18 protein-coding genes are annotated in these 24321 nt (G+C 38.5%); 10 read left to right on the forward strand and 8 right to left on the reverse strand.

What is annotated here, in order from left to right; all coding sequences use genetic code 11:
* Positions 1 to 403 precede the first annotated feature (403 nt).
* The 3 genes from EO98_RS03510 (at position 404) to EO98_RS03520 (ending at position 5127) form a co-directional block, all read left to right on the forward strand.
* Entirely contained in the window at positions 404 to 1471 is a 1068-nt protein-coding gene (locus EO98_RS03510; protein WP_082098457.1) for a NosD domain-containing protein, read from the forward strand.
* A 480-nt stretch (positions 1472 to 1951) separates the two neighbouring features.
* A complete protein-coding gene (locus tag EO98_RS03515; protein ID WP_048142440.1) occupies positions 1952 to 3328 on the forward strand; it encodes a mannose-1-phosphate guanylyltransferase/mannose-6-phosphate isomerase in 1377 nt (458 codons plus the stop codon).
* Between the two features lie 506 nt (positions 3329 to 3834).
* Positions 3835 to 5127, forward strand: coding sequence for a glycosyltransferase (locus EO98_RS03520; RefSeq protein WP_048142442.1), 1293 nt, complete (start codon positions 3835 to 3837; stop codon positions 5125 to 5127).
* A gap of 271 nt (positions 5128 to 5398) precedes the next feature.
* On the opposite strand, the gene EO98_RS03525 is transcribed toward EO98_RS03520, so the two are convergent.
* Positions 5399 to 6832, reverse strand: a complete 1434-nt coding sequence (locus EO98_RS03525; protein ID WP_048142445.1) for a flippase — start codon at positions 6830 to 6832, stop codon at positions 5399 to 5401.
* A gap of 238 nt (positions 6833 to 7070) precedes the next feature.
* On the opposite strand from EO98_RS03525, the gene EO98_RS03530 reads away from it, so the two are divergent.
* A complete protein-coding gene (locus tag EO98_RS03530) occupies positions 7071 to 8225 on the forward strand; it encodes a hypothetical protein (RefSeq protein WP_048142448.1) in 1155 nt (384 codons plus the stop codon).
* A gap of 127 nt (positions 8226 to 8352) precedes the next feature.
* Here EO98_RS03530 and EO98_RS03535 read toward each other — a convergent pair whose 3' ends face one another.
* The 4 genes from EO98_RS03535 to EO98_RS03555 all read right to left on the reverse strand — a co-directional run bounded on the left by EO98_RS03535 (position 8353) and on the right by EO98_RS03555 (position 12600).
* The gene (locus EO98_RS03535; RefSeq protein ID WP_048142450.1) at positions 8353 to 9102 is read right to left on the reverse strand and encodes a glycosyltransferase family 4 protein; all 750 of its coding nucleotides are present in this window, start codon (positions 9100 to 9102) and stop codon (positions 8353 to 8355) included.
* 209 nt (positions 9103 to 9311) lie between these two features.
* Positions 9312 to 10379, reverse strand: coding sequence for a non-hydrolyzing UDP-N-acetylglucosamine 2-epimerase (wecB, locus tag EO98_RS03545; protein WP_048142455.1), 1068 nt, complete (start codon positions 10377 to 10379; stop codon positions 9312 to 9314).
* Between the two features lie 110 nt (positions 10380 to 10489).
* Positions 10490 to 11467, reverse strand: coding sequence for a glycosyltransferase (locus EO98_RS03550; protein ID WP_048142457.1), 978 nt, complete (start codon positions 11465 to 11467; stop codon positions 10490 to 10492).
* Positions 11464 to 12600, reverse strand: a complete 1137-nt coding sequence (locus tag EO98_RS03555) for a glycosyltransferase (protein ID WP_235283942.1) — start codon at positions 12598 to 12600, stop codon at positions 11464 to 11466. The genes EO98_RS03550 and EO98_RS03555 overlap by 4 nt, the downstream gene beginning before the upstream one ends.
* 997 nt (positions 12601 to 13597) lie before the next feature.
* On the opposite strand from EO98_RS03555, the gene EO98_RS18195 reads away from it, so the two are divergent.
* The 6 genes from EO98_RS18195 (at position 13598) to EO98_RS03580 (ending at position 20753) form a co-directional block, all read left to right on the forward strand.
* Entirely contained in the window at positions 13598 to 13768 is a 171-nt protein-coding gene (locus tag EO98_RS18195) for a hypothetical protein (protein ID WP_156161009.1), read from the forward strand.
* A gap of 113 nt (positions 13769 to 13881) precedes the next feature.
* Complete coding sequence (gene gmd, locus EO98_RS03560; protein WP_048142461.1) at positions 13882 to 15003, forward strand: GDP-mannose 4,6-dehydratase; 1122 nt, start codon at positions 13882 to 13884, stop codon at positions 15001 to 15003.
* A 65-nt stretch (positions 15004 to 15068) separates the two neighbouring features.
* Positions 15069 to 16007, forward strand: coding sequence for a GDP-L-fucose synthase (locus EO98_RS03565; protein WP_048142463.1), 939 nt, complete (start codon positions 15069 to 15071; stop codon positions 16005 to 16007).
* 136 nt (positions 16008 to 16143) lie between these two features.
* Positions 16144 to 17883: a nucleotide sugar dehydrogenase gene (locus EO98_RS03570; RefSeq protein ID WP_082098458.1), complete on the forward strand. Its 1740-nt coding sequence runs from the start codon at positions 16144 to 16146 to the stop codon at positions 17881 to 17883.
* Positions 17816 to 18835 (forward strand): SDR family oxidoreductase, encoded by a 1020-nt coding sequence (locus tag EO98_RS03575; protein WP_235283795.1) that lies wholly within the window; start codon positions 17816 to 17818, stop codon positions 18833 to 18835. Before EO98_RS03570 ends, EO98_RS03575 begins: the two co-directional genes overlap by 68 nt.
* Positions 18836 to 19307: 472 nt before the next feature.
* Positions 19308 to 20753: a flippase gene (locus EO98_RS03580; RefSeq protein WP_235283797.1), complete on the forward strand. Its 1446-nt coding sequence runs from the start codon at positions 19308 to 19310 to the stop codon at positions 20751 to 20753.
* A gap of 1289 nt (positions 20754 to 22042) precedes the next feature.
* On the opposite strand, the gene istB is transcribed toward EO98_RS03580, so the two are convergent.
* From istB to EO98_RS03595, 3 genes are all read right to left on the reverse strand, one after another.
* Positions 22043 to 22816, reverse strand: a complete 774-nt coding sequence (gene istB / locus EO98_RS03585; protein ID WP_048142467.1) for an IS21-like element helper ATPase IstB — start codon at positions 22814 to 22816, stop codon at positions 22043 to 22045.
* On the reverse strand, positions 22813 to 24057 hold the full coding sequence (gene istA, locus EO98_RS03590) for an IS21 family transposase (RefSeq protein WP_048142469.1): 1245 nt from the start codon (positions 24055 to 24057) through the stop codon (positions 22813 to 22815). The genes istB and istA overlap by 4 nt, the downstream gene beginning before the upstream one ends.
* A gap of 68 nt (positions 24058 to 24125) precedes the next feature.
* The coding region (locus EO98_RS03595; RefSeq protein WP_156161010.1) for a transposase at positions 24126 to 24321 on the reverse strand (196 nt) is incomplete at its 5' end.

Below are 24321 nucleotides of genomic sequence, written 5' to 3' on the forward strand. Positions count from 1 at the left end.
GTCAACTCCCTTCGTTTTCGTTATCTGCAACCATTAATATCTTCTCCGACCAATTATATATTAATTTCTTACTGCGAGAACAAGGTTAAAGGAATTACACCAGTTAATACTGCATTTAGAGGGTCTGAGGTAGTGCCTGAGAAATCGGAAAACCGAAAAGTAGCTCAAGCAAAACGCTGACACCCACGGAACATGGGAATGAGCCTGTATGACTTCTGGCAATTATCCGGAAGAATGACTCAGAAAGCCCGTTAAATCTTTCGTTAAATCTTTAGATTTAACGGGTATTTCACATTACTATTCAATTATTATTTTTTATGATCTGCATACTCCAGGCTTGATTTTCTGAAGGCAGCTCCCTTCTGAATACGGGGAACAGGGTGATAGGGGCGGTCTCTTTGAGGTGATATTACTGAAAACCATAAGATCCGTAAAAATCTGTTTTGCAATAGGTTTTGCACTTTTGTTGCTCAGCTCAGGCTCTGTGGCTGCCAGAAGGATCACTGTGGGAAGTGATGACAATAAGGACTTTGCTTCAATTCAGGAGGCTGTGAATGCAGCAGAGGCTGGTGATACGGTTTATGTGTATAATGGGCTTTACATGGAGAACATATATCTTGACAAAGAAATTTCCGTTCGTTCAATCTCCGGAAGGCCTGAAACAAACATTGTAACGGCAAAAAACCCTGATGATCATGTATTTCATGTAATTGCAAATAATGTAACTATAAGTGGTTTTTCCATAAATGGCGCTAATGATACTCAAAAAGCTGGCATTTATCTGGAGAATACGCAGGGAATTCTGATAAGCAACAATAATCTTTCCAGTAATCGCCTGGGAATCTATCTCGAATCTTCTACTACTAATATGTTGAATTTAAATGATGTTTCTGAGAATGAGGTGGGCATTTTTCTCAATGCTTCACAGGACAACTGGATTATCAATAACAAGGTAAAAATGAACAGTCTGGAAGGAATTTTTCTTGAAGCTTCTGATGAAAACCGCTTAAAGGGAAATCTTTTGCATTTTAACACAGAGTACGGTCTTATGCTCTCAAACAGCAGTAAAAACCTCATTTACGATAACTATTTTCAGAACTCCGAAAATGTTGGCTATAAAGGGGTCAACTTAGAAAATGCCTGGAATATGACTCTTAAGAGGGAGATTAATATTGTAGGGGGTTCATATCTCGGCGGAAATTACTGGACTGGCCCTGAAAGTACGGCCCTGTGCGTTATTGAAGATATGGATGACAATGGCTTCTGCGATGCTTCCTATGATCTGGGGGAAGGAAATGTCGATTATATGCCTCTTATCCGGCACCCTCAGGCCTTTCAAAGCAGTGGTCGTTCCCTTACGTTTTCTCTTTTGGGATTTGCTTTATTTGTATTCTCTCTCGGAATATTTATCATAAAAAGGGTCATGGGTTGGGGCAAGGAAGAGCTTACAAGAGATGATGACGTAAAATGAGTTCGAGGAAGCCCATCATTTGACTTTTCATCAATTGATTTGAGTTTTATCATATCTATATTTTTTATTATTAATGGGCGATTTGTTCACCTTTTTCCGGTTTGATAGTCTGATGTACTTATTTTGTTTCAGTGATCTCAAAGCCAAAGGTTATATATTGACTTCTTATCATATACTGCTAAAAAATAATCTAACTTCAAAAATAATCCTATTCTAAAAATCCTATTCTAAAAATCCGATTTCAAAAGTAATTTATTCCAAAAGTAATTTATTCTAAAAGTAATTTATTCCAAAAGTAATCTATTCCAAAAGTAATTTATTCTAAAAGTAATCTATTCTATAAAAAATTATATTCAGAAAATAATTATGTCCTAAAAATAACCTTATTCCACAGTATATCTATAATTCCTTTCTGTCAAGATAGTGTTGACAGTTTTTTATACTCTAATTGAGTATTTTTCAAATCAATTCCCCAGGGAGATGACAGGCATAAAGTCAATAATTCTTGCAGGCGGTTCAGGGACCCGGCTCTGGCCTCTCAGCCGGGAAATGTATCCCAAACAATTTTTAAAATTTGGTGACACCTCACTTTTTCAGGAGACAGTTCTTCGATGTCTTGAGGTTTCGGATATTTCTGAGATTTTTGTTGTAACGAACGAAGCCCAGAAATTTTTCGTGATTGGACAGATGAAAGAAATAGGATACTCAATTCCTCCCGAGAATGTCCTTATCGAGCCTGAGGGCAGGAATACCCTTCCAGCAATCTTCTTTGGAATGAAGGAGATTGAATTAAAATTCGGGAATTCAATCGTAGGGGTATTTTCCTCCGACCATGTGCTTGACAGAGCTGCAATGGCAACGATTTCTTCAGCTGAAAAGCTGGCTTCGGATTATCTGGTCACTTTCGGGGTTATTCCTACATTCCCTCATACGGGATACGGCTACATTAAAGCCTCAGAGTCCTGTGGGCCCGGTTACAGGGTTTCGGAATTCAGAGAAAAGCCTGATTTAGAAACCGCACAAAAATACATTGATGAAGGCTGCCTCTGGAATAGCGGGATGTTCCTCTTTGAGACGCGGCTCTTCTTTGAAGAAGTAAAAAAGCACTCGCCTTCGGTTTTTGCCTGCTTTGAGAAAGGGGGCAATATTAATGATATTTATGCGGGTGTGGATAAGGTTTCCATTGATTATGGCATAATGGAAAAGTCAGATAGAGTCGCTGTTGTAAAGCTGGGCCAGAAATGGAGCGACCTTGGGAACTTTGAGGCAATTTATGATGAACTGGAAAAGGATTCAGTAGGAAACGTGATCCATGAATGCGATCCCATGCTTCTTAACTCCGATGGGAATCTGGTTTATTCGAAATGCGGTAAAATCGTTTCCCTGATCGATATTAAAGACATGGTTATTGTTGACACGAGCGATGCCCTGTTAATATGTCCCAAATCCAGCAGTCAGAAAGTAAAGGAAATAGTCTCCGACCTCAAGGTCAGGAAAGATGAAAGAGCATTTGTCGGGCAAACAGTCTACCGGCCCTGGGGTTCATACACACTGCTCGACGCCTCCCCCGGTCATAAGATCAAGAATATTACTGTGCTCTCTGACCATAAGTTAAGCCTGCAACTGCACTACCACAGGAGTGAACACTGGGTGGTTGTAAAAGGCATGGCCTGCGTGGAAGTGGACGGAAAGCAGTTTTTCCTTAGACCCGGGGAAAGCACATTCATCAGAGCAGGACAAAAGCACAGGCTGTCGAATCCCGGAAAAATCCCTCTTGAGATTATCGAGGTACAGTTAGGAGAGCTTGTGAACGAAGGGGACATTGTCAGGTTTGATGATGTTTATGGGAGGAAGTGAGGGAAAGGCTATTGGTTCAACGTTTAAGATGTCAGGGTCGGGGAGACGGCCCCTCAAAGGTGAAGGCATCACAAGATCCGGGAATCATGTGATTCGTCCTTCCAATAAACTTTTATCAAGGATATAAGTTTTTGAGATATTTTTGTTCTTTTTGGAAGGTTTACTCCGAGGATGGCGGATGTGTTCAGGATTTTTTCTTTTTTCGGGGTTACTGTAATTCCATCTGCTTTCCTATCTTTATTACTTCACTGTGGATATTGGGGTCAAGTTTTAAGAGCAGGAGAACGTACAAAATAGCACCCATTATTATTGGGATTAGTTGTGAGCCATAAGCTTGATATGGGTACTAAAATGCGGTAACCCCCCATCCTCAGTCCTGTTATCAGAGTGGATCACAGGAAAAGGGTAATAGTGATAGAGCTTTAATCAAAAAAAGATGAATGTGTATAGACTATTTTCAAGAAATCAGACACACTGCTAGCAGATCTTTTAATGGTGGCTAAACTGTGAATCAAAAAGAGAAGAATCAAAAAGAGAATAATCTTTTGTTATTATTTACTTCCTCCTATCCATATGGAGATGTGGCGGAATCTTTTTTAGATTCTGAAATCCCCTTTCTGAGTAAATCATTCGATAAAGTCATATTGATTCCACAGTTCCTTCCAACTTTACTTGAAAGAGTAAATAGGGAGCTTCCAGAGAACATTGAAATTGAAGATTCATTATTAAATGAACAATTGCCTCTGAAGGGCGTGCGAAATAAAATTTCACTGGCATTAAATGCTTTTATCTCAACCGACTTTTACAGAGAAATTCTTAGCAAGCCAGAAATTCTTTTCCGGATCTCTTTGTTTAAAAGTTCTGTTATTTTTTTCGGCAACGCTGTAATTATAAAAAGGTGGCTTCAAAAGTACATTGAAACCCATAACTTCGACTTTTCAACTACAGTCTTTTATACTTATTGGCTGTCTCTGCCAACTTCCGGAGTTTCGATGGTAAAAAAGAAGATTCCATCTATCAAAATCGTCTCAAGAGCTCATGGTCTTGATCTTTATAGTGAAAGACACGTTCCACCTTACATTCCTCATCGCCCAGAGGTATTTCAGTATTTGAACAGGCTTTATTTAATCTCGGACCACGGGAGAAAATATGTTTTAGATAAATATCCAATGTTTGAAGATATCTGTAAAGTCTACAGGTTAGGGGTGAATGACCTGGGTTTCCTAACAGAGGCATCCTCTGATGGCATTTTTAGAATTGTATCTTGTTCCTACCTTGTTCCTGTAAAGAGGATAGACTTGTTGATTCAGGCTCTTGCAGAGCTTGGTAAAATCAAAAGTTCCCGAACATTTGAATGGACACATATAGGATATGGAATTCTTCAAAAGGATTTACAAAATCTTGCAGATTCTCTTTTGCCCAAAAATGTAATTCCTAAATTTATAGGCCACTTGCCTAATAAAGAAGTAATCGCATATTATCAAAATAATTGTGTGGATGTTTTTGTCAATGTAAGTGCTTCCGAAGGGATTCCCGTTTCAATAATGGAAGCTCAGAGTTGTGGGATTCCAGTTATTGCTACGGCAGTTGGAGGTACACCTGAAATAGTATCCAATGAGGTTGGGGTGTTGTTAAGTGAAAACCCGTCCCCGAGAGAGGTTGCTGAAGCGATATGCAGCATGATGGAAAATGAAGCTGAAGTCATGGTTAAAAGGATAAATAGTAGGGATAACTGGGAAAATAACTACAATTCCAATAAAAATTTTGAAATTTTTGTCCAGGATTTAAAAAAGCTATGATCTAAGTTTCAAAATTCTAAACGTATACAGATCGTGTCTCATGCTTTAAAAATAAGTGACAATTCGGTCAGGATAAAACCGCATCAATAACCTTCTTTTTAAAATTCCGTGAAAATATTTATGTGAACTAATTTTCTGGTCGGCCCCTGCTACATGGTTGATATTTCGGAATTAGAGCTCCCCGCACGGTTGTTGAGTTAGTTTTTATCTACTGTACGCCGGTGGGCTCAAGCCTTGTGCGGCGCGTGGAAAGAAATAATGTGAGATTTTTTTATAATGTTTGCTTGCAAAATAAAACTATTTTTTGTTTGTCTTCCGAATGGATATAATATTTGAAAAATATTACTGCTTGCAGTATCATCGAAATAAGCCCCAAAAGAAGATTAGAGGAACTCATCAGATATATTATACTCAATAAGCTTGAGATTCCAAAGATTCCTAAGTACCATTGGGTATCAAAGCTTATTCCCAGTAGCATTTTCATATAATGGATCATCAGTCCCATGCTAATGATCAGAGAAAAACTTGTGGCAAAAGCAGCGCCTGCAATGCCATAAACTGGAATTAAGAGAGCGTTTAAGATAATATTTATGATTGCTGAGACAAGAGGGATTCTGTACACTAACTGAACCTTTCCGATACCTGCAAAAATGGAGCCTATGGATTTTGTCGTCCCGTAAAATAAGATTCCAATCAGTAATATAATCAGGGGGAAATACGCTTTTCCAAATTCGTTTCCATAGATTAAGGTCAAAATTTCCTTCCCAAAAAAGACAAGGAATGTACTGGAGAATATCAAAAAAAGATAGCTGTATTTCATGCACTTGTCTACAAGCATTTCAATTTCTTTCTTTTTTTCTTTTGCGTAGTATTCCGAAATCATCGGATAGGTAATTTTCTGGATAGTATCGGGAAGCATCCAGAGGATCTTTCCCAGGATTACAGCCACGCTATAAACCCCAACATCTGTTGCTGATAGGAAATAACCTATCATGAGCACGTCAGCCTGATAATTTACAATGTTGATCGCATTTGAAATAAATGTTTTGGACCCAAATGAAAACAGCTCTCGGCTTGTAGTTATATAGTTAGCTGGACTAAGTTTACCCCATTTATGTACATAAAACAGTGTTATTGTTGTAATGAAGGACGAAATTACTATGGCAGCAACTGTGCCTTTCACTTCATATCTAAAAAAGAGCAGGAATGTGCCAAGTAGCAGAAAAATCCCGTTTGCAATAGTTACCGCAGCTTGCTTTTTCATCTCCCTAAAGCCTGTGAGGAGTCCGAACATTACACTGTTCAGGATCGCAAAAGGTAACGAAAAGGCCAGGATTTTTAGTAAATCATCCAATCCTGGCATATCGAAAAAGTCTGCTAAAAAGCCAGCACTCAAATACATTAAGCTAAGAGCCAGAATACCTAGAACCAAACTATTTATAATACTCGAAGAGATGAATTCCTCTTGTTTTCGGCGGTTTCCTGAAAATTCAGCTACGTATTTGATTGCAGCTGCAGGCAGTCCAACCGTACCAAATAAGATTAATATCCCGAAAATGGTGTTTACCATTCTATAAAGTCCAAGATCTCCAGCCCCCAGATACCTGCCAATAAGGATTGATAGTGGAAATCCTAAAAGCATAGATACGGCAGAAGCAAAAAATGTCACTCCTATATCAGAGATGAATTTTTTAAGTTCGGACACTTAACCACACCATTCTTTTTAATAGTCGAAGGATTTCTGTTTACTTGCAGGTTCAATATATATAACTGATTTGGAGCGTTGAAGGTTGATCCCCTTTATATCAATGGCGGGATACAGCCGCCGACTGTATCCATTTTTGTAATTCTTATATACCACAACTTTTTTGATATATGTGTATTATTGTTTTAAGCTAGAACCTTATTGTTTTAAGCTAGGACCTGAATTATTAAGGAATCATATGGATAATAAAGGCGATATAAATCTCAAAAATTTAAATGTTATTTTCCATATCCCCTGGAAATTAATTACTTCAGCCCCTTCTGGAAGTCAAATTCGTCCCTTGAGGATGTTGGAAGCATTTAAGTCGTTAGGTTGTAAAGTTGACGTGATTATGGGGTCCGGAGCTGAGCGACTCAGACAGATAAATCTGATTAAACAAAATGTTAAAAAAGGTAAAAAATATGATTTTGTTTATTCGGAAAGTTCCAGCTATCCCACATCGCTAGCTTATGGTGTAAAAGACGCTGTGAAATATCCATTTCTGGATTTCAGATTTTTTGTTTTTTGTAAAAAGAACAATATCCCAATAGGTCTGTTTTACAGGGATATCTATTGGAGATTTCCAGAACTTTTAGATAGACCCTTTGCAAAAAAATTGGTTCTTAATATAATGTATCGATTCGATTTAGTTGTTTATCAAAAATACCTTGATGTATTGTATTTACCTTCTGAAAAAATGGCTAAATACCTGGCTTTTCACTTTCCTGTAATTAAGCCTCTTCCGCCGGGTGCCTTTATGTATCCTTCGAGCAGACATGATACTACTACTAATAATACTAATAATAATAATAATAATAAACACAATTTTATTTTTAATGTTCTGTACGTTGGGGGGATAGGCAACCTTTACGATCTTCGTAAGTTAGTAAAGGTTATTGGAGAAATTCCCATAATATCTTTAACTATTTGTTGCAGGGAAAATGAATGGCAGAATAGTCTTAACGATTATGAAAATCTATTAAAACCCAACATTAACATCGTACATCTAAGTGGGGATGATTTGTTTTCCCTCTACGAAAAGGCTGATGTAGCAAGCATGTTTTTTGAAAATGTGGAGTATCGGGATTTTGCAATGCCAATAAAACTTTTTGAATATATTTCTCATTGTAAACCTCTAATTGTAACAAAGGGAACTGCAGCAGGAGATTTTGTAGAAAAAAATGGAATTGGATGGGCAATTCCCTATGACGAAAAAAGTCTTCTCATATTGCTGAACAAACTTCTAAATGATCGCAATGAGTTAGAAGAAAAAAGGAACAAAATCATTGAAATCTTGCCTTTACATACCTGGGAATCAAGAGCTTTGCAGGTTTGTCAAGATTTAACCTATTAACTGTTATCATCAAATTCTCTTCAAATTCTCTTCAAATTCTCTTTAAATTCTCTTTAAATTCTCTTTAAATTCTCTTTAAATTCTCTTTAATATGTCCTGCATTCAGCAGAGGGCACAAAAGAGCCATTTATTTTAAGATTGTTCTTTTATATAATGTGAGAAATTTCTGACATAGCACCTTGTTATTATGAACTTTCTCTACGTATTTTCTTCCGCTTCTTCCAAGATTTTCCCTTAAATTTTCATCACGTATTAATTCTTCCAATCTTTGCTTTAGATTGTCTTTTGTAACATTTACTATTCCACTGGGCTCTTCCAGATAAGGCTCTAATCCAGGCTTAATCCATGTACAGCATGGAATTCCCATCTGTTGGGCTTCATTGGTGAGAACACCGTACCATCCGACCTGTCTTTTATCATAAAAACCAACAGAATCAACAACTATATCACTGGTCTGAAGCAATTGCATTACTTCCTTATGGGGTTTATTTTCAATCAATAAGCAGTCAACATTTGGATATTCCTTTTTGAGCTGGTCCATCGCTTCCAGAAAATATTCTGTACCTTTGTAGAATCTGTTTGTTGGAGCATGCCCGATTATGATTTTATCATCATTTCGATTGACTTTACTTAACCCGTGCCAGGGGATACAGTTTGGAATCCATATAGCATCCGGTGAATAGTCAAGTAAATCCGGGGTCGAAACTATTTCAACATCTGCGAATTTTGATCCAAAAGTTCTGCCATTATTTCTTAATTTACTGCCGTGCCAGTGGACAACAACTTTGCCGAAACGTTTAAAAAAAAGCGGTATGTCTATATCCTGGGGAAATATTCCTGCATCGTGAAGATGAAATATATCAAATTTCTCTTTCAATGTGATTTCTACAAGGTTTTTCTATATGATTTGGAAACGGCGAGGAATATCTTTTTTTGAATATTTTAACGGGAGATTTAGAGAGATATCGGTATTTTCGCTGGTATAATTTTCAGTTATCTCAAATAAACGTACCTCATGGCCCATTTTTTTTTGTTGAAGAGACAGATTATATGCTACATTTGCAATATTCCTTATGTGCAGTATCTTCATGTTTTCCCAGAGTTCATTTTTTGAGAGATTTTACCACTTGCGTTCCCGTCCCCAAATACTTCATTTCTTCTCTTGGTGCCCTCAAAATTTTCAATAGCATGTTTGATTTTCTCGTAATCTGCTCCTGTAAGTATATTCCAGCCTTCTTCAACTGTTTCTACCCATTCCGTATTATCCCTTAAGGTTATGCAGGGCACTCCCAGCATATAGGCTTCTTTCTGTACCCCTCCGGAATCGGTGAGTATTTTTCTGGCATTTGATTCGAGTTTTAACATGTCAAGATAGCCAACAGGGGGGATTACTTTTGTGTTCTTAAGGATTTTTTCCCACAAATTGTATTCTTTCAGGTATTTTCTGGTCCTTGGATGCATTGGAAACACTATTGTCGTTTCTACATCAGAAAAGGCTTCAACAATTGATGAGAGGTTTTTTATATTGTCCGTATTGGAGGCACGGTGTACGGTTGCTAAAAGGAACTCTTTTGGATTGAGATTAAGATCCTGTAAAATCGTTGATTTTTCTTCTGCAATTTTCTGGTTATACTTAAGGGCGTCTACCATTACATCCCCAACATTGTATACACCTTCAGTGATGCCTTCATTTTTCAGGTTCATCACTGCAGTATCAGTCGGGCAGAATAGTATATTCGAGATGTGATCGGTTATGACTCTGTTAATCTCTTCAGGCATGGCCCGATCAAAAGACCTCAGTCCAGCTTCCACATGTGCCACTCTGATGTGCAGCTTGGTAGCAGCAAGTGCGCCTGCAAGTGTAGAATTTGTATCTCCATAGACAAGCACGATGTCTGGTTTCTCTTTCAAAAGTACTTTTTCTATTTCTAGAATCATCTTGCCGGTTTGTTCCCCCTGGGTACCCGAGCCTATACCAAGGTTGTAGTCCGGCTTTGGGATATCGAGTTCTTCAAAAAAGACCTCGGACATTTCAGGGTCATAATGCTGGCCTGTGTGGACAAGTATTTCTTCATGGTGCTTTCGGATGGTACGGGACACAGGAGCACATTTTATAAATTGAGGGCGGGCACCGACTACTGATACAATCTTCATAAAACCTCAGCAGGAAACCCATTAAATCTTTAGATTTAGTGGGTAGTTGACTTTAATTACCATTGCTAGCGAAGTATATAATCTCTATTTTTTATTTAAATTTCCAATCTTCACTGGATTTTTTCATAAACTTCTTTTATTTTCCTGGTGTTTGACTCCCAGAAACGATAATCTTCAGAGTTCAATTTCTCTGGTTTTTTATCAAGATACTCTCGGACAGCATTTTCGAGTTCAGAACTTTTTACAATCAGCAGGTTTTTTCTGTCCTCTTCCTTCGTGATTCCCGAGGCTATTACCAGTTTTCCAAGGTTCAGGTATTCATTTAGTTTCCAGATGCTTTTATCCGTCGAATAAGGGGTCAAATTATTTTCTTTTCTGGGTATCATACATATTCTGGCTTTTTTGACTATCCCTGCCACTTTCTCATGAGGCTGCCATCCCATAAATTCTACATTGGTGGGTTTTTTTGCCAAATGCCACTTTGAAAAGGGGCCGTCTCCCACGATCCTGAATTTTTCATCCGGATACTTTTTTGCCAGATTCAGGAAATTTCCTATCCCTTCCTGCTCGCAAACCCTCCCCAGAAATGTTATGGCTCCGTCTTCTGCCAGATCCTCTCCTGTCAAAAAACTATTTTTGGGGTAATTGGGGACCTCATAGACCTCTTGTTTTCCGTCTTCTGTATATGTTTTTACTTTTTCTCCCAGAGGCCCGTTTACCGTGGTTATAAGGTCCGCACTTGCTGCCATTTTTTTTTCAAAATATTCAGCCATCATCCTGCTGGGAGCCCCTAAATTCATTTCAAGTTCAATACCCCAGGGAGACCTGTAGTCATAGATCATCTTTTTGTAGTAAGTTCCTTTTAATTTAGACAAATCGTGATATATTATATCCGGGACATTAAAAATGTGAATTACATCTGGTTTTTCTCTTTTTATGAATTGTTTGGCAAGGCCTGAGATCTGTATCCAGTTTCTGGTATTAAATTTGGGGATGAACGTGTCATATCCCAGTTCTTCAAGGGTACTCTGGAACATCTTGAGCCTTGTGGTATGTTCTGGCTGGTTAGCAAGCAATAAAATTCTCATATGGATCTCCTCAAGACCTCTTCGTATTTTCTGGCAAGGACTTCCCAGTCAAAAGTCTTTGCAATTTCTCTATATTTTTCCTCATTGTTTGGAGTATTCAGAATCCTTTTTACCTCACGGATGAATCCGTCTTTATCATCATAGTAATATAAGTTATCTCCGAGCATTCTTACAAGGGAAATTGTCCTGCTGGATAACACGGGTCTTCCGCAAGCCAGATAATTGAACACCTTTCCTCCAGCTGCATATTCGTTTTTATCCATTTTTTTCAGTGTATTGAGCCCTATATCCATAGCTGAAATATAAGGCCCTAAATCCTCGTAAGGCACAGCTCCTGTAAATGTGATTTTTTCCGAAACTCCCAGCTTGTTTGCCAGCTCTTTGATCTTATCACCGTAATCTGTAAACAGTCCCGGGCCCACAACCAGAAGGCTTACTTCCAGATCAGGGAGTGATTCTACAACCATTTCAAGATCTACCCAGTGCTCAAGTGACCCTACATATCCTATGACAGCACCTTTTAAGCCCAATTTCTTTTTTGCCTCCTCTTTTGGGAGAGGTCTTAAAAGATTACAATTTACTCCATTAGGAATTACTTCTATATTTTTGACCCTTATACCTTCCAGAAAATCTTTGAGTTCCCGGGTTACGGTTATAACAGAAGTTGCATGTCTTAAATTATACCTTGTAATTTGCCTTACCCCATTCTTAACAATTTTTCCAAAAAAAGAGTCTGGGTAATATATTGAAGCAGATTCTTCTAAGTGGTCCAGATAGTCAAAAACAACAGGCACATTTAAAAAATTAATTATAAATGATGGAAGGATGTTTGCAGAGAGAACAACATCTATGCCTTCTTTTTTTATTACTTTTTTCATTTCCAAAAAATGCTCTGGCCAGTTTAATAAATAATATAAAGAAGGATCTTTCACACCTATAAATTTTGTATCTAAAAGTTTGCAAGCTGTTTTTCTTGCTCTGTTATTTCTGAAATTCTCCAGGTTGAAATGTAGTACATACACTTCATGTTTTTCTGCAAGGATATCAAATATGAAGTTAAGTCTATTCGGAAAAGGGTGCCTGATCCAATCAGTAGTAGGTATCACAAGAATTTTCATGGGATTTCCTTTCAATTTTCTACATTTTTCAATATAAGAATCAAATTTGGAACAGTACCTATATTATTCTTTCTTATTTATATTAGTCTTTTATAATATTTGCACAGAGATCTCATGCTGCAGCGAACTGCCTGATGTTAAAGCATTAAAGACTTCCGGCTCCATTCCCCTGATTACATTTTACCAGTCCGGTTCAACCTAACTAACATCCCGCTGACGCATTAATGGTTCCTTACTGCCCGGTTGCCGCATTAAGAAATGAACGGTAATTGTTCAAGTATTATATAAACATATTAAATGAATATAAATAAGCTTGAAATGTTATGGGGAGACATTCCATTTTATCCTATGCTAAAGTTTTTAGGCTTTAGATGAACTTTCTTCACATCCCGATTAGAAGAAGAAGCTACTTCATTCCTTGAAGCAATCCACCCCCGGAAGAATCTGCTGTCCGCTATGTCATTTCCTGTGTAAAAATGACACCGGCAAGTTCTATGCGATGACCCTCCGGTCCATGAGACCTGGGTATCCTCCGCACAGGGAGTTGTTTATGCATAAATGTGTAATGTGCTTTTCGGAAGTAATGTTCTCTAGGTGGATATGGTTATGTCAAGATTTTTAAATAAGTAAAGGGTGTAAAATAACCGGAACCGCCTCACCGAATGAAATGGTCAAAATAAGCATGACTCTTCGAGATCTTAGTAAAAAAAATATTGATTTTACGAATCTTCAACTTGTCACCAACTTGTCATCAACTTGTCTTCAACTTGATAAGTATATTCCAGATAAAATGCCCCAACTGAATTAATTTTTTGACATGATTTGAATTATCGTATCCAAGAACCCTCATTTTTCACGATCTTAAAAACTCAGGTAAAACAACTCAGTTAACACTCGTCCGGGAGTTCAGGCAAAACTTATTTAATAACTTCTCACATATATTGACCTGCTACAAAAATATTTTCTGACATGTATATAATCTCTTTATTCCAGAAGTCTTTATACACTTCTATTGAATACGTTTCTAAATATATACACACAGGAGATGACAGGCATCAATTCAATAATTCTTGCAGGTGGTTCAGGGGCAGGGATCTGGCCTTTCAGCCGGGATATGTGTCCCATGAAGATTATAGAGGTGCAGTTCGGAGAGCTTATGGAAGAAGGGAGATGGAAGGTTTGACGGATATGGGAGAAAATGAATATTCCGACAGATATCCAGACAGTAGTTTAGCAAAATATTTATAAAGCTTTGATCCCCCTACTAATTGTTACTAAGTAAACCAGGGTAATAATATGGAAAAAGTCGCCTTAATCACCGGGATTACAGGTCAGGATGGTGCATACCTGGCTGAGTTTCTTTTGAATAAAGGATATATTGTGCATGGAATTAAGCGGAGATCCTCTTCTTTCAACACTGCAAGAATAGATCATCTTTACAAAGACCCTCATGAGAGAAATGTGAATTTTTTCATGCACTATGGCGACCTGACCGATTCAACCAACCTTATCCGTATTATTCAGGAAGTCAAGCCTGACGAGATCTATAACCTTGCCGCCCAGAGCCACGTCCAGGTTTCTTTTGAAACCCCGGAATATACCGCAAATTCTGACGGCCTTGGAACCCTCAGGCTCCTTGAAGCAATCCGCATCCTCGGCCTTGAAAATAAAACAAAATTCTACCAGGCTTCAACCAGCGAACTTTACGGAAAAGTCCAGGAAATTCCCCAGAAAGAAACCACTCCTTTTTACCCGAGAAGCCCCTATGCAGCCGCCAAACTCTACGCCTACTGGATCACAATCAATTACCGGGAAGCCTATGGAATTTTCGCATGCAATGGCATCCTCTTCAACCACGAATCCCCGGTCCGCGGCGAAACCTTCGTCACAAGAAAAATCACAATGGCTGCTGCAAAGATAAAATACGGCATGCAGGAAAGGCTTTACCTTGGAAACCTTGATGCAAAAAGGGACTGGGGCTTTGCAAAAGACTACGTAGAAGCCATGTGGCTGATGCTCCAGCAGGAAACCCCCGACGATTACGTTATAGCAACAGGCGAAACCCACTCGGTGAGGGAATTTACGGAACTTACATTCAAAGAGTTAGGAATAGAGGTCATCTGGCAGGGAGAAGGGATCGAAGAAGTAGGAATCGATGCCAGCACAGGCAAAATCATAGTTGAAATAGACCCTGGATATTACAGGCCAACTGAAGTAGAACTCCTCATCGGCGACCCCTCAAAAGCCAGAGAAAAACTTGGCTGGCAGCCAAAAGTCAAAATGGAAGAGCTGGTGAGAATAATGATAAAAGCCGATGAGGAAGAAGTCCTGAAAAACTACCCCTCTGAAAAATTAGCAGCCTGCCAGGAACTTGAAGAATACCTGGCTGAAAATTCATTAAATTTGAAGAGCTTATAAAAGTTGCTGGACCAGACAGCAACCCCCTCCCAGAAAATTCCCCCTATCAAACAAAAGGCGATAACATGGAAAAAGAATCAAAAATCTACTTAGCCGGCCATCGCGGCCTTGTAGGTTCAGCCCTCAAAAGAAAACTTGAATCCAACGGCTACACCAACCTGATCTTCCTCACCCACAAGGAACTCGACCTTACCAACCAGCAGGCAGTAAACGAATTCTTTGAACAGGAAAAGCCCGAATATGTCTTCTTAGCCGCCGCAAAAGTGGGTGGAATCCTTGCCAACAGCACCTACCCCGCCCAATTCATCTATGAAAACCTGATGATCGAAGCAAACATTATCCATGCCTCTTACAAATACGGTGTAAAAAAGCTCCTTTTCCTTGGCTCCTCCTGCATATACCCAAAGTTAGCCCCTCAACCTCTCAAAGAAGAATACCTGCTAACCGGCCCCCTCGAAGAAACAAACGAAGCCTATGCGATCGCAAAGATTGCAGGCATCAGGCTCTGCAAACACTACAACCAGCAGTACGGGACCAACTTCATCTCAGTAATGCCAACCAACCTCTACGGACCTAACGATAATTTTGATCTTGAAACTTCCCATGTGATGCCTGCGTTGATCAAGAAATTCCATGAAGCTAAGGTGAATAATGAACCTGAAGTTGTTGTGTGGGGTACGGGAAAGCCATTGAGGGAGTTCATGCATGTGGATGATATGGCGGATGCATGTGTTTATTTGATGGATAATTATGATTTCTCTGAGATAGGGGAGTTTGTGAATATCGGGGTTGGAGAAGATATTACAATCAGTGAACTTGTGGAATTGATAAAAGAGGTTGTGGGATTTGAAGGGGAGATTAAGTATGATACTTCAAAGCCTGATGGGACTCCAAGAAAATTGATGGATGTATTGAAGTTGAATGGATTGGGATGGAAGGCTGGAATCTCATTGGAAGATGGAATTAAAGAAACTTATGAATGGTATATTGAGTCAAAATTATGAATAAATCTAATTTCCTATAAAGAAAAATGGGAACTTCGTGAAAATTGTATTTATTCTCGGCACAAGGCCAGAGTAAGATATAGGATTTAATTAGAAAAATAGTTACTTAAATTGAAAACTTTTGGAGAAAAAAATTATGTCATCTCAAATTAAAAGTCATTTTATTAGCCCAGAAGACCTCCAAAATGAAAGAGAATCACTCATAAACCTAAATTCTCAAATTAAAGACTGCTCGATTAGCCCAGAAGGAGAAGAATTTCCACTACCTGAACCTGAAGAATATAAAGAAGAATTTAACAGAATTAAGACTCTTGTAGATCAAGCCCGTGAAGAAGGAAAAGAAATTGTTGTTGTGATGGGCGTTGGATTCGTCGGAGCCGTGATGGCTGCAATTATCGCAGACACGAAAGACGAAAATGGGAACTACAGCAAATTTGTAATCGGCTGCCAGAGACCAAGCACCCGCAGTTACTGGAAAATCCCCCTGCTCAACAGAGGACAATCTCCTGTAAAATCAGAAGACAAAGAAGTAGATGAAATAATAAAGCGCTGCGTCCTTGAAACAAAAACACTGGTAGCTACATACACAAATGATTGCCTGAAACTTGCTGACGTTGTTGTGGTGGATATTCAGTGCGATTATGTAAAGTGTGAACTTGGAAACGTCAGGACCGGCGAAACCGATATGGCAGCACTTGAAGCTTCCATGAAAACAATCGGAGAAAACATACGTCCGGACTGCTTTGTCCTGATCGAAACGACCGTTGCTCCGGGAACTACCGAATTCGTTGCCCTTCCTCTCCTGAAAAAAGCTTTCTACAAGCGTGGAATCAATTCAACCCCTCTACTTGCACACAGTTATGAGAGGGTCATGCCAGGAAAAGACTACGTTGCAAGTGTACGCGATTTCTGGAGAGTCTGTGCCGGTTGCACTGACGAAGCAAAAATAAAGGTTGAAAAATTCCTAAGGGAAGTAATCAACACTAAAGACTATCCTCTGACAGTGATGGACAGGCCGATTGAGTCCGAAACTGCAAAAATTATTGAAAATTCCTACCGTGCAACAATACTCGCATTCCTTAACGAATGGAGCCTTTTTTCAGAAAGAAACGGCGTGGATATCATAAAGGTGATAGATGCAATAAAAATGCGTCCAACCCACAGCAACATGATCTTCCCCGGACCGGGAATCGGGGGTTACTGCCTCCCAAAAGACGGAGGTCTGGGTTACTGGGCTTACAAGCACATTCTCGGTTTTGAAGATGGAGATGATGTGTTTAAGATCACTCCCACATCAATTGACGTCAACGACACCAGAGCCCTTCACGTAGCCGAACTCACAAGGGATGCCCTCAGAAACATGGACCGGTACATCGCCGGAGCAGATGTCCTGATCTGCGGAGCCAGCTACAGGCAAGATGTAGGCGACACCAGGTACAGCGGAAGCGAAATTGTCGTAAGGAAACTGACCGAAATGGGCGCAGAAATGCGTGTCCATGACCCTTACGTGGACCACTGGTACGAGATAGAAAGCCAGGACACATATCCGGCATCCGGCCAGTCCTGGAAACGTTTCTTCAGGAACCAGGACAATTTGACGGAGTTGAAAATCGAAGAGGACTTTTCAACAGCTATTAAAGGTATAGAAGCCCTTGTCCTCGCAGTTCCACATAATGAATATCTTAACTTAGAACCGGAAGCTATCGTAGAGATGGCAGGCGGACCTATCGCAGTTATTGACTGCTTCGGGATAATATCCGATGAAAAAATAAGAAGATACTTCGAACTTGGCTGCGAAGTCAAAGCCCTTGGAAGGGGCCACATCCAGAGGATTAAAAAAGAAGTTCAGAAAAGAAAACTCCAAAAACTTTTATAATTTTACAATTTTACAGAGGGATTATTTGAAAAATAAAAATGTAATAGTCACCGGTGGAATGGGTTTCATTGGCTCTCACCTTACTGAGAAATTGCTCGAAGATAATCAAGTAACAGTCATAGATAATGAATCTACGGGTAAAATTGAAAATATAAAACATCTACTTGACCACAAAAAACTAACTGTAATAAAAGGTAGTATAGTAGACTTGAATCTAACAGAAATATTCAAAGGAAAAGACTACGTCTTCCACCTCGCAGCAATTCCAAGTGTTCCGAGAAGCGTAAAAGATCCTTTCAGTTCAAACGAAGCTAATGTAACAGGAACATTGAATGTTCTGATAGCTGCAAAGGACGCTGGGATTAAAAAAGTAATATTCTCTTCCTCTTCCTCAGTATATGGCGATACTCCTACTCTCCCTAAAAGAGAAGATATGCCGGTAAATCCCCAATCCCCTTATGCCATCACAAAAGCCACCGGCGAAATGTACTGCAGAGTCTTTGAAGAATTATATGGGCTTCCAACTATTTGTTTGAGATATTTCAATGTCTTCGGGCTGAGGCAGGATCCAAATTCCCAGTATGCTGCTGTAATTCCCAAATTTATAACTGCAATAATGAATGATGAAAGTCCAGTGATATATGGGGACGGAGAACAGAGCAGAGATTTCACTTTTGTGAAACATGTAGTAAATGCCAACATACTCTCATGTGAATATGACAAGACAGGTGTTTTTAACATCGCTTGTGGAAGACGGATCACAATAAATAAATTGGTCAATTACATCAATGAAATACTCGGCAAGAACATAATGCCAAAGTATATTGATCCAAGACCGGGGGATATCAAACACTCTCTGGCAGATATATCGAAAGCGCGGAGTTTTGGATATAATCCCAAAGGCAATTTCAAGGATGAGCTTGCTGAAGTCGTAAAATTGTTTGACATTTAACTAAGGAATGATAAAAATATAACTTCAAATTTTCAGTTCGGGAATTGCTCTATATTTCCATATCCCCAAATAGTCGTTCTTGGCAACAAAAATCCTTGATATTATATTTGAATCATTTCTAAATAGATAGATGAAGATAGTGGGTTTACTTATATTTAGATAGGACTTACGCAGATGAACAAAAAACCAGTATTGGGAAGTACCAAACGGTCTACAGCACAATATTCTTGGTAAGCCCTTATGTGCTTGGTTTTACTTATCAAGTGCGTAACTCCTATTTGTAGCCCTCACAGTAGAAATCTACACTTCTCAAACTAGAAAGATGCATAAAATTAGTGTTTAAAAGTGTAATTAATTCGCGAGTTTACTATAATAGGGATTTCTGGCAAAGTGATATTTGCTAAATTAATCAAGATCCATATGAAAGGTAGTTCTGAAAATTATGCCTTTAAAAAATCTTTTTACTCGTACAATGTCTATAAGCGAAGTTAAACGCCAGAGCATTGCCTATTTTTCCAGCACAACAGTATGTACATTTCTTGGTTTTTTAAGCACAATATATTTTGCACATACAATTGGACCTAATATGCTAGGTACATATTTTATATTTATTGCATATTTTGGTATAATTGACATGATAAGTGATGGTGGTCTTGGCCGTGCTGCTATAAAACGCATCAGTGAAGGAGAAGAGCAGGAAGAATATTATTCTGCTTTTTTTGTTCTTCGGACAATAATCACCATTTTAATTGTTGCTTCATTGATCATATTTAGAACCTTCATTTCAGATCCAACAAACCGACAAATTTTCGATTGGCTAATATTGGCTCAGTTTGTTGCACTATTCTACTGCCTGGTATCCAAAGGGATTGCAGGACGTGGAAAAATGGGAATATACGCTATAGGTGACCTTGCAAATAATGCATCACGCATAATTATTCAGGTCGTTGCAATATTTTTAGGATACTCGATGGCTGGTCTTGTAGGGGGATTTATAGTAGGGTTTGCAATTTCAGCTATAATTCAGCTTAAATTCCTTGACTTACACCTTGCCAAGTTTAAATGGAGACATGTGAAAAGCCTGACTGCGTTCTCTTTCTGGTTATTCTTGACTTCGACAGGAGTTGTCCTTTATTCTTATGCAGACGTTATTATGATTGGATATTTTATTGACAATTCGAGTGTTGGCATATATAAAGTGACCTTCCAGTTAGCAACCTTTGCAACAATTATTACTGCAGTAATTAGCAAAACCCTTTGGCCAAAAGTCAGTCACTGGGGCAAAAAAGGACACGTGGATTCTACAGAGACAGCACTTACACGTGCCTTTACCTTTTCTCTTCTTCTGGCACTGCCCATACTTGCAGGTGGAATATTGTTAGGCGAAAGAATGTTGTACTTTTTCTATGGTGAAGAATTCGCATTAGGGCATTTAACTCTTGTAATACTATTATGTGCCCAGTTAGTAAATATATTTCAACAACTCTTTACAATGTACCTTGGTGCACTGGATAAGCAAAAAGATTCATTCAAAGTGACAGCTGTTGCTTCAATTGCAAATGTAGGGCTCAATATATTTATGATACCACGTCTTGGAATTGAAGGAGCAGCCATTGCTACTTTTATTTCTTTGGGAATTAATGCCTTTCTCGCAATGAAAATACTATCTACAATTATGGCTATCAAGATTGAAAAAAGGAGTCTGATCAACATATTAAAGGCAACAATTTTTATGTCAATTGCTGTTTCAATCTACAAATATTTTGTCCTGTTGGACAATATATGGCTAATGTTATTACCTATTATATTTGGAGCTTTACTATATATGTACCTCATACTCAAACTTGATTCAAAAATATGTGATGAATTTAAAGATGTCGCTACAAAATTAAATATACCATGGCCCCGTCTTTTGTAACTCAAATTTTACAGTTAAACTTGGTGGACATGCAGGCTTCATGTATTCTTAAAAAAATCGTAACTCGTACAGAGGGTAATATGCAGCTTTAATTTTATCCCCAATTTGACAGAAGCATACATTAGGATGTACAAATGGGCTTCATGCTTCTGTTTTCCCATACAATTCAAAGTTACATCGTGTGTCTTTTGATTTCTGACAGTGTTCATTTTTCCTAAAGATACTGTGCCGATTGAATGTGTTTTTCATACATTATAGAAATATTTATTTCGTTTAAAACTGGTTAACATATGACCCAAATCTCACGACATATATAAACAATGAACCATTTTTGCAATAATGTTTAGTATCAGGGAAAATGTGTTTCCAGCAAAAACGCCATCAGTAAAAAGGTTGTGAATAAAACAAGTTACCTGCCGAAAGTAGGATGATGGTGATTTTAGAATAATGCGCCATAATTGTGTGTAGTTGTTAGGTTTACATACGGTCGAAGCATAATCTCTCATACTAAACTTTATAGGGGCCTCTTAAATTCACTATTTAGCTGGGTGGTTATTTCTCCTTTCTTCTGCCAATTAAACCAAATACTATTTTCCCTAAAATTTACATTTCGACCCCCCTTCAAAAATCAAATTGCGTGCGGCCACACCACCCTAAAGAGGCTGTCCGATAATTTAATTTTATGTAAAAAATATATAAAAAGTCAGGAATATAAAGCCTTTAAATCGAAAAAGAAGGATTTCAGTTATTACTGACAGTAATTGTCGGACAGCCTGTAAAGGATTGGGTATTCGTGACCCTCCGCGCTCCCGAAGTAAAAAAGTTCTCCTGAATTAAATCCTGCTTTCGGTAGGTAGACGTAAAAATCCATTTAATTATTCTATTGATATCGATTTCTTCAGAAATTTTAAAATTAAATTTTAGAGCTCATCCCAAAACTTGATTTAACCTCATTATTGCTGCAAACATTACAACTCCCAAGTATGATATTTCTTTGATTTCATATCTTGGAAATACTTTCTTGCATGACTCTATCCAGCTAAAGAACCTTTCTACTGCACTTTTCTTTTTGAATTCATCCCAATCTACCTTTATTGGTCTTCCTCTTTTCTTTTTCTTTCGATTTCTTATGTTTACTGGTATATTGGACTTTATTCCTCTTCTTCTGTTATATTTTCGAATTTCATCTGTATTGTCAATGGCGGTTTAATTTTCCCCACTTTGGCCGGTTTAAATTTCCCCACATTCAGATATAAATTTTACTCAATTTATCATAAACTCACTCAAAATTACTGATAGATATTTACCGTTTTTATACCCTGTTTTTTCCTTTCTTTCAGCCTGTAACTTTCCCCTTTGATATTAATCGTTGTACAATGATGGAGAAGCCTATCAAGCACAGCAGCCGCTATAACATGGTCCTTGAATATCTCTCCCCATTCTCCATATGACTTATTCGATGTCAAGATCATTGAACTCTTTTCATAACGTCTGGAGATTAGCTGAAATAGGCAGTGAGCTCCTTCTTCATCAAATGGGAGATAGCCTATTTCATCAATTATCAGCACTTTATATTTCGTCAAGTCCCTGACCTTCTTTTCAAGAATTCCGTCTCTATTTGCTATTTTCAACCTCTCAATAAGGTTTCCTGTATTCGTAAAGTAAACAGAAATTCCTGCTTTTACCGCTTCAATCCCAAGAGCAATTGCAAGATGAGACTTTCCAACTCCAGGAGGACCGAGCAAAACAATATTCTCTGCATTATGAACAAATCTCAACGTTGCAAGGTCTCCTATGACTTTTTTATCAATAGATGACTGAAACTCAAAATCGAATTCTTCAAGCATCTTTTTCACAGGAAAACCTGCACTTTTCATCCTTCTCTCAATTGCAGCAGCTTCCCTGTGTTTCTTTTCCTGTTCAAACAGATAATCAAGGACTTCCATTGTTGTCTTGCCGTCTCTTGCAGCAACTTCAAGATAGTTATCCAGAAGCTCTTCAACAGTATTCAGTTTCAGGTACTGCAAGTTATTGTGAAGTCTCTCATAGCTGAAATTGTTCATTCAAAGCCACCTTCACTAAATGTATCATAGACATCAAGAGACCTCTTTTCAACTTCAGGACTTGAGAACTTCAACAGAATCTGCGAGTCTTTCCTGCATTTTGAATTCTCTTTAAGAATCTCGCTCAGAAGACCCTGGAAATGTTCCTTTTTCCTTGAAACTCTGCAGTTTCCAGGAAGGATCTCATGTTCACAGATCTTCTCATAATCAACATATACCTCTAACTTTCCTTCAAAGCTCTGAAGCTCTGCCGTTCTTCCTGCAAACCTGTAAGGAACAGAATACTTATTTCCAAGGAACGAAATATAACAATCTCTGGAGATCTTTCTGGTCTCCTTATGGACAACTTTGTAAGGAGGAACCTGACCCAGAGGGTTCAGGTTCTCCTCCTTAAAGCGTTCAAGAGGGATTTGATAGGTTGTTCCGTGGACAGTTGAATTTACCCTTTCCAACCACTTGTGAACTTGGGCGTTCAGGCCTTCGAGAGAGGTAAACTGTCTTCCAAGGAAGAAATCCCTCTTGACGTACCCTACCGTATTTTCAATTTTACCTTTTGTCTGAGGCCTATAAGGCCTACATAAACGTGGAATAAAACCAAAGCATTTGAAGAAATCCTCAAACTGTGAGTTCCATTCAGAATCTGATGATTTCAAAGCTCTCCTGATAACAACCTGTTTCATGTTATCGTAGAGAATCTCCTGTGTAAATCCTCCAAAGTACTCAAAAGCATTCAGATGACACTGGATAAGAGTGGGGGTGTTTATACTCAGTGTAAATTCAACATATCTCATTCTGGAATATCCAAGAATCATGTTGAAGCAAAAGAGTTTCTTTACCTTTTCATCAACCTCAACTGTTCCCGTCTCTGCCCAGTCAACCTGAGCCTGTACACCTGGTTTTGTTTCATAACGGAGTACAGCAGGGATTCCCTTCTTAGGTCGGACTTCTCTTACAAAGTCCTTGACGAGGGTCATTCCTCCATCAAAACCCATTTCTTTGATTTCTCGATAAAGGCGAGCAGCAGTATAGGGGCCTTCTTTGAGTTTTTCTAGAATATAAGATTTATAAGGGTCAAGCTTGCTCTTTCTTCCGGAACGTTTCTGGGGTTCAGGTAAGGTTTTCAGGTGGAGATATTTACTCACAGTTTTTCTGTCGAAACCTGTTTGTCTGGCGATTTCACTGATGCTCAAGTTTTGTGAACTTAAATCTCGTATCAAGAATAAATCCTCCTCTTTCAGCATGATCACAATCCTCGAACTTTCCTCAAGGATTGAGAATTGGGGAATTTTAATCCGCCGAAAATGGGGAATTATTCACTGCCGTTGACAGTATCATATATTGCATCAGCTGTCACTTTGGAAGGCCTGTTTACAGGCCTTCCTATAGGTCTCTGTATCTTGAAATTTTTAAGTGTAGGTACATAAAGCGTGGAGTCATTCTCATTTGCAGGAACAACAATAATAGAGAGGGGTAGCCCCTCTAAATCTACTAAAACGCTTATTTTT

Source organism: Methanosarcina sp. 2.H.T.1A.6, assembly GCF_000979455.1.
Classification (GTDB): domain Archaea; phylum Halobacteriota; class Methanosarcinia; order Methanosarcinales; family Methanosarcinaceae; genus Methanosarcina.

Bases quoted from the DNA above. Each gene is read 5' to 3' on its own strand.
- EO98_RS03515 (WP_048142440.1), top strand. From the start codon at position 1,952: ATGACAGGCATAAAGTCAATAATTCTTGCAGGCGGTTCAGGGACCCGG.
- EO98_RS03550 (WP_048142457.1), bottom strand. From the start codon at position 11,467: ATGAGAATTTTATTGCTTGCTAACCAGCCAGAACATACCACAAGGCTC.
- EO98_RS03565 (WP_048142463.1), top strand. From the start codon at position 15,069: ATGGAAAAAGAATCAAAAATCTACTTAGCCGGCCATCGCGGCCTTGTA.
- wecB (WP_048142455.1), bottom strand. From the start codon at position 10,379: ATGAAGATTGTATCAGTAGTCGGTGCCCGCCCTCAATTTATAAAATGT.
- gmd (WP_048142461.1), top strand. From the start codon at position 13,882: ATGGAAAAAGTCGCCTTAATCACCGGGATTACAGGTCAGGATGGTGCA.
- istA (WP_048142469.1), bottom strand. From the start codon at position 24,057: ATGCTGAAAGAGGAGGATTTATTCTTGATACGAGATTTAAGTTCACAA.
- EO98_RS03570 (WP_082098458.1), top strand. From the start codon at position 16,144: ATGTCATCTCAAATTAAAAGTCATTTTATTAGCCCAGAAGACCTCCAA.
- EO98_RS03580 (WP_235283797.1), top strand. From the start codon at position 19,308: ATGTCTATAAGCGAAGTTAAACGCCAGAGCATTGCCTATTTTTCCAGC.
- EO98_RS03530 (WP_048142448.1), top strand. From the start codon at position 7,071: ATGGATAATAAAGGCGATATAAATCTCAAAAATTTAAATGTTATTTTC.
- istB (WP_048142467.1), bottom strand. From the start codon at position 22,816: ATGAACAATTTCAGCTATGAGAGACTTCACAATAACTTGCAGTACCTG.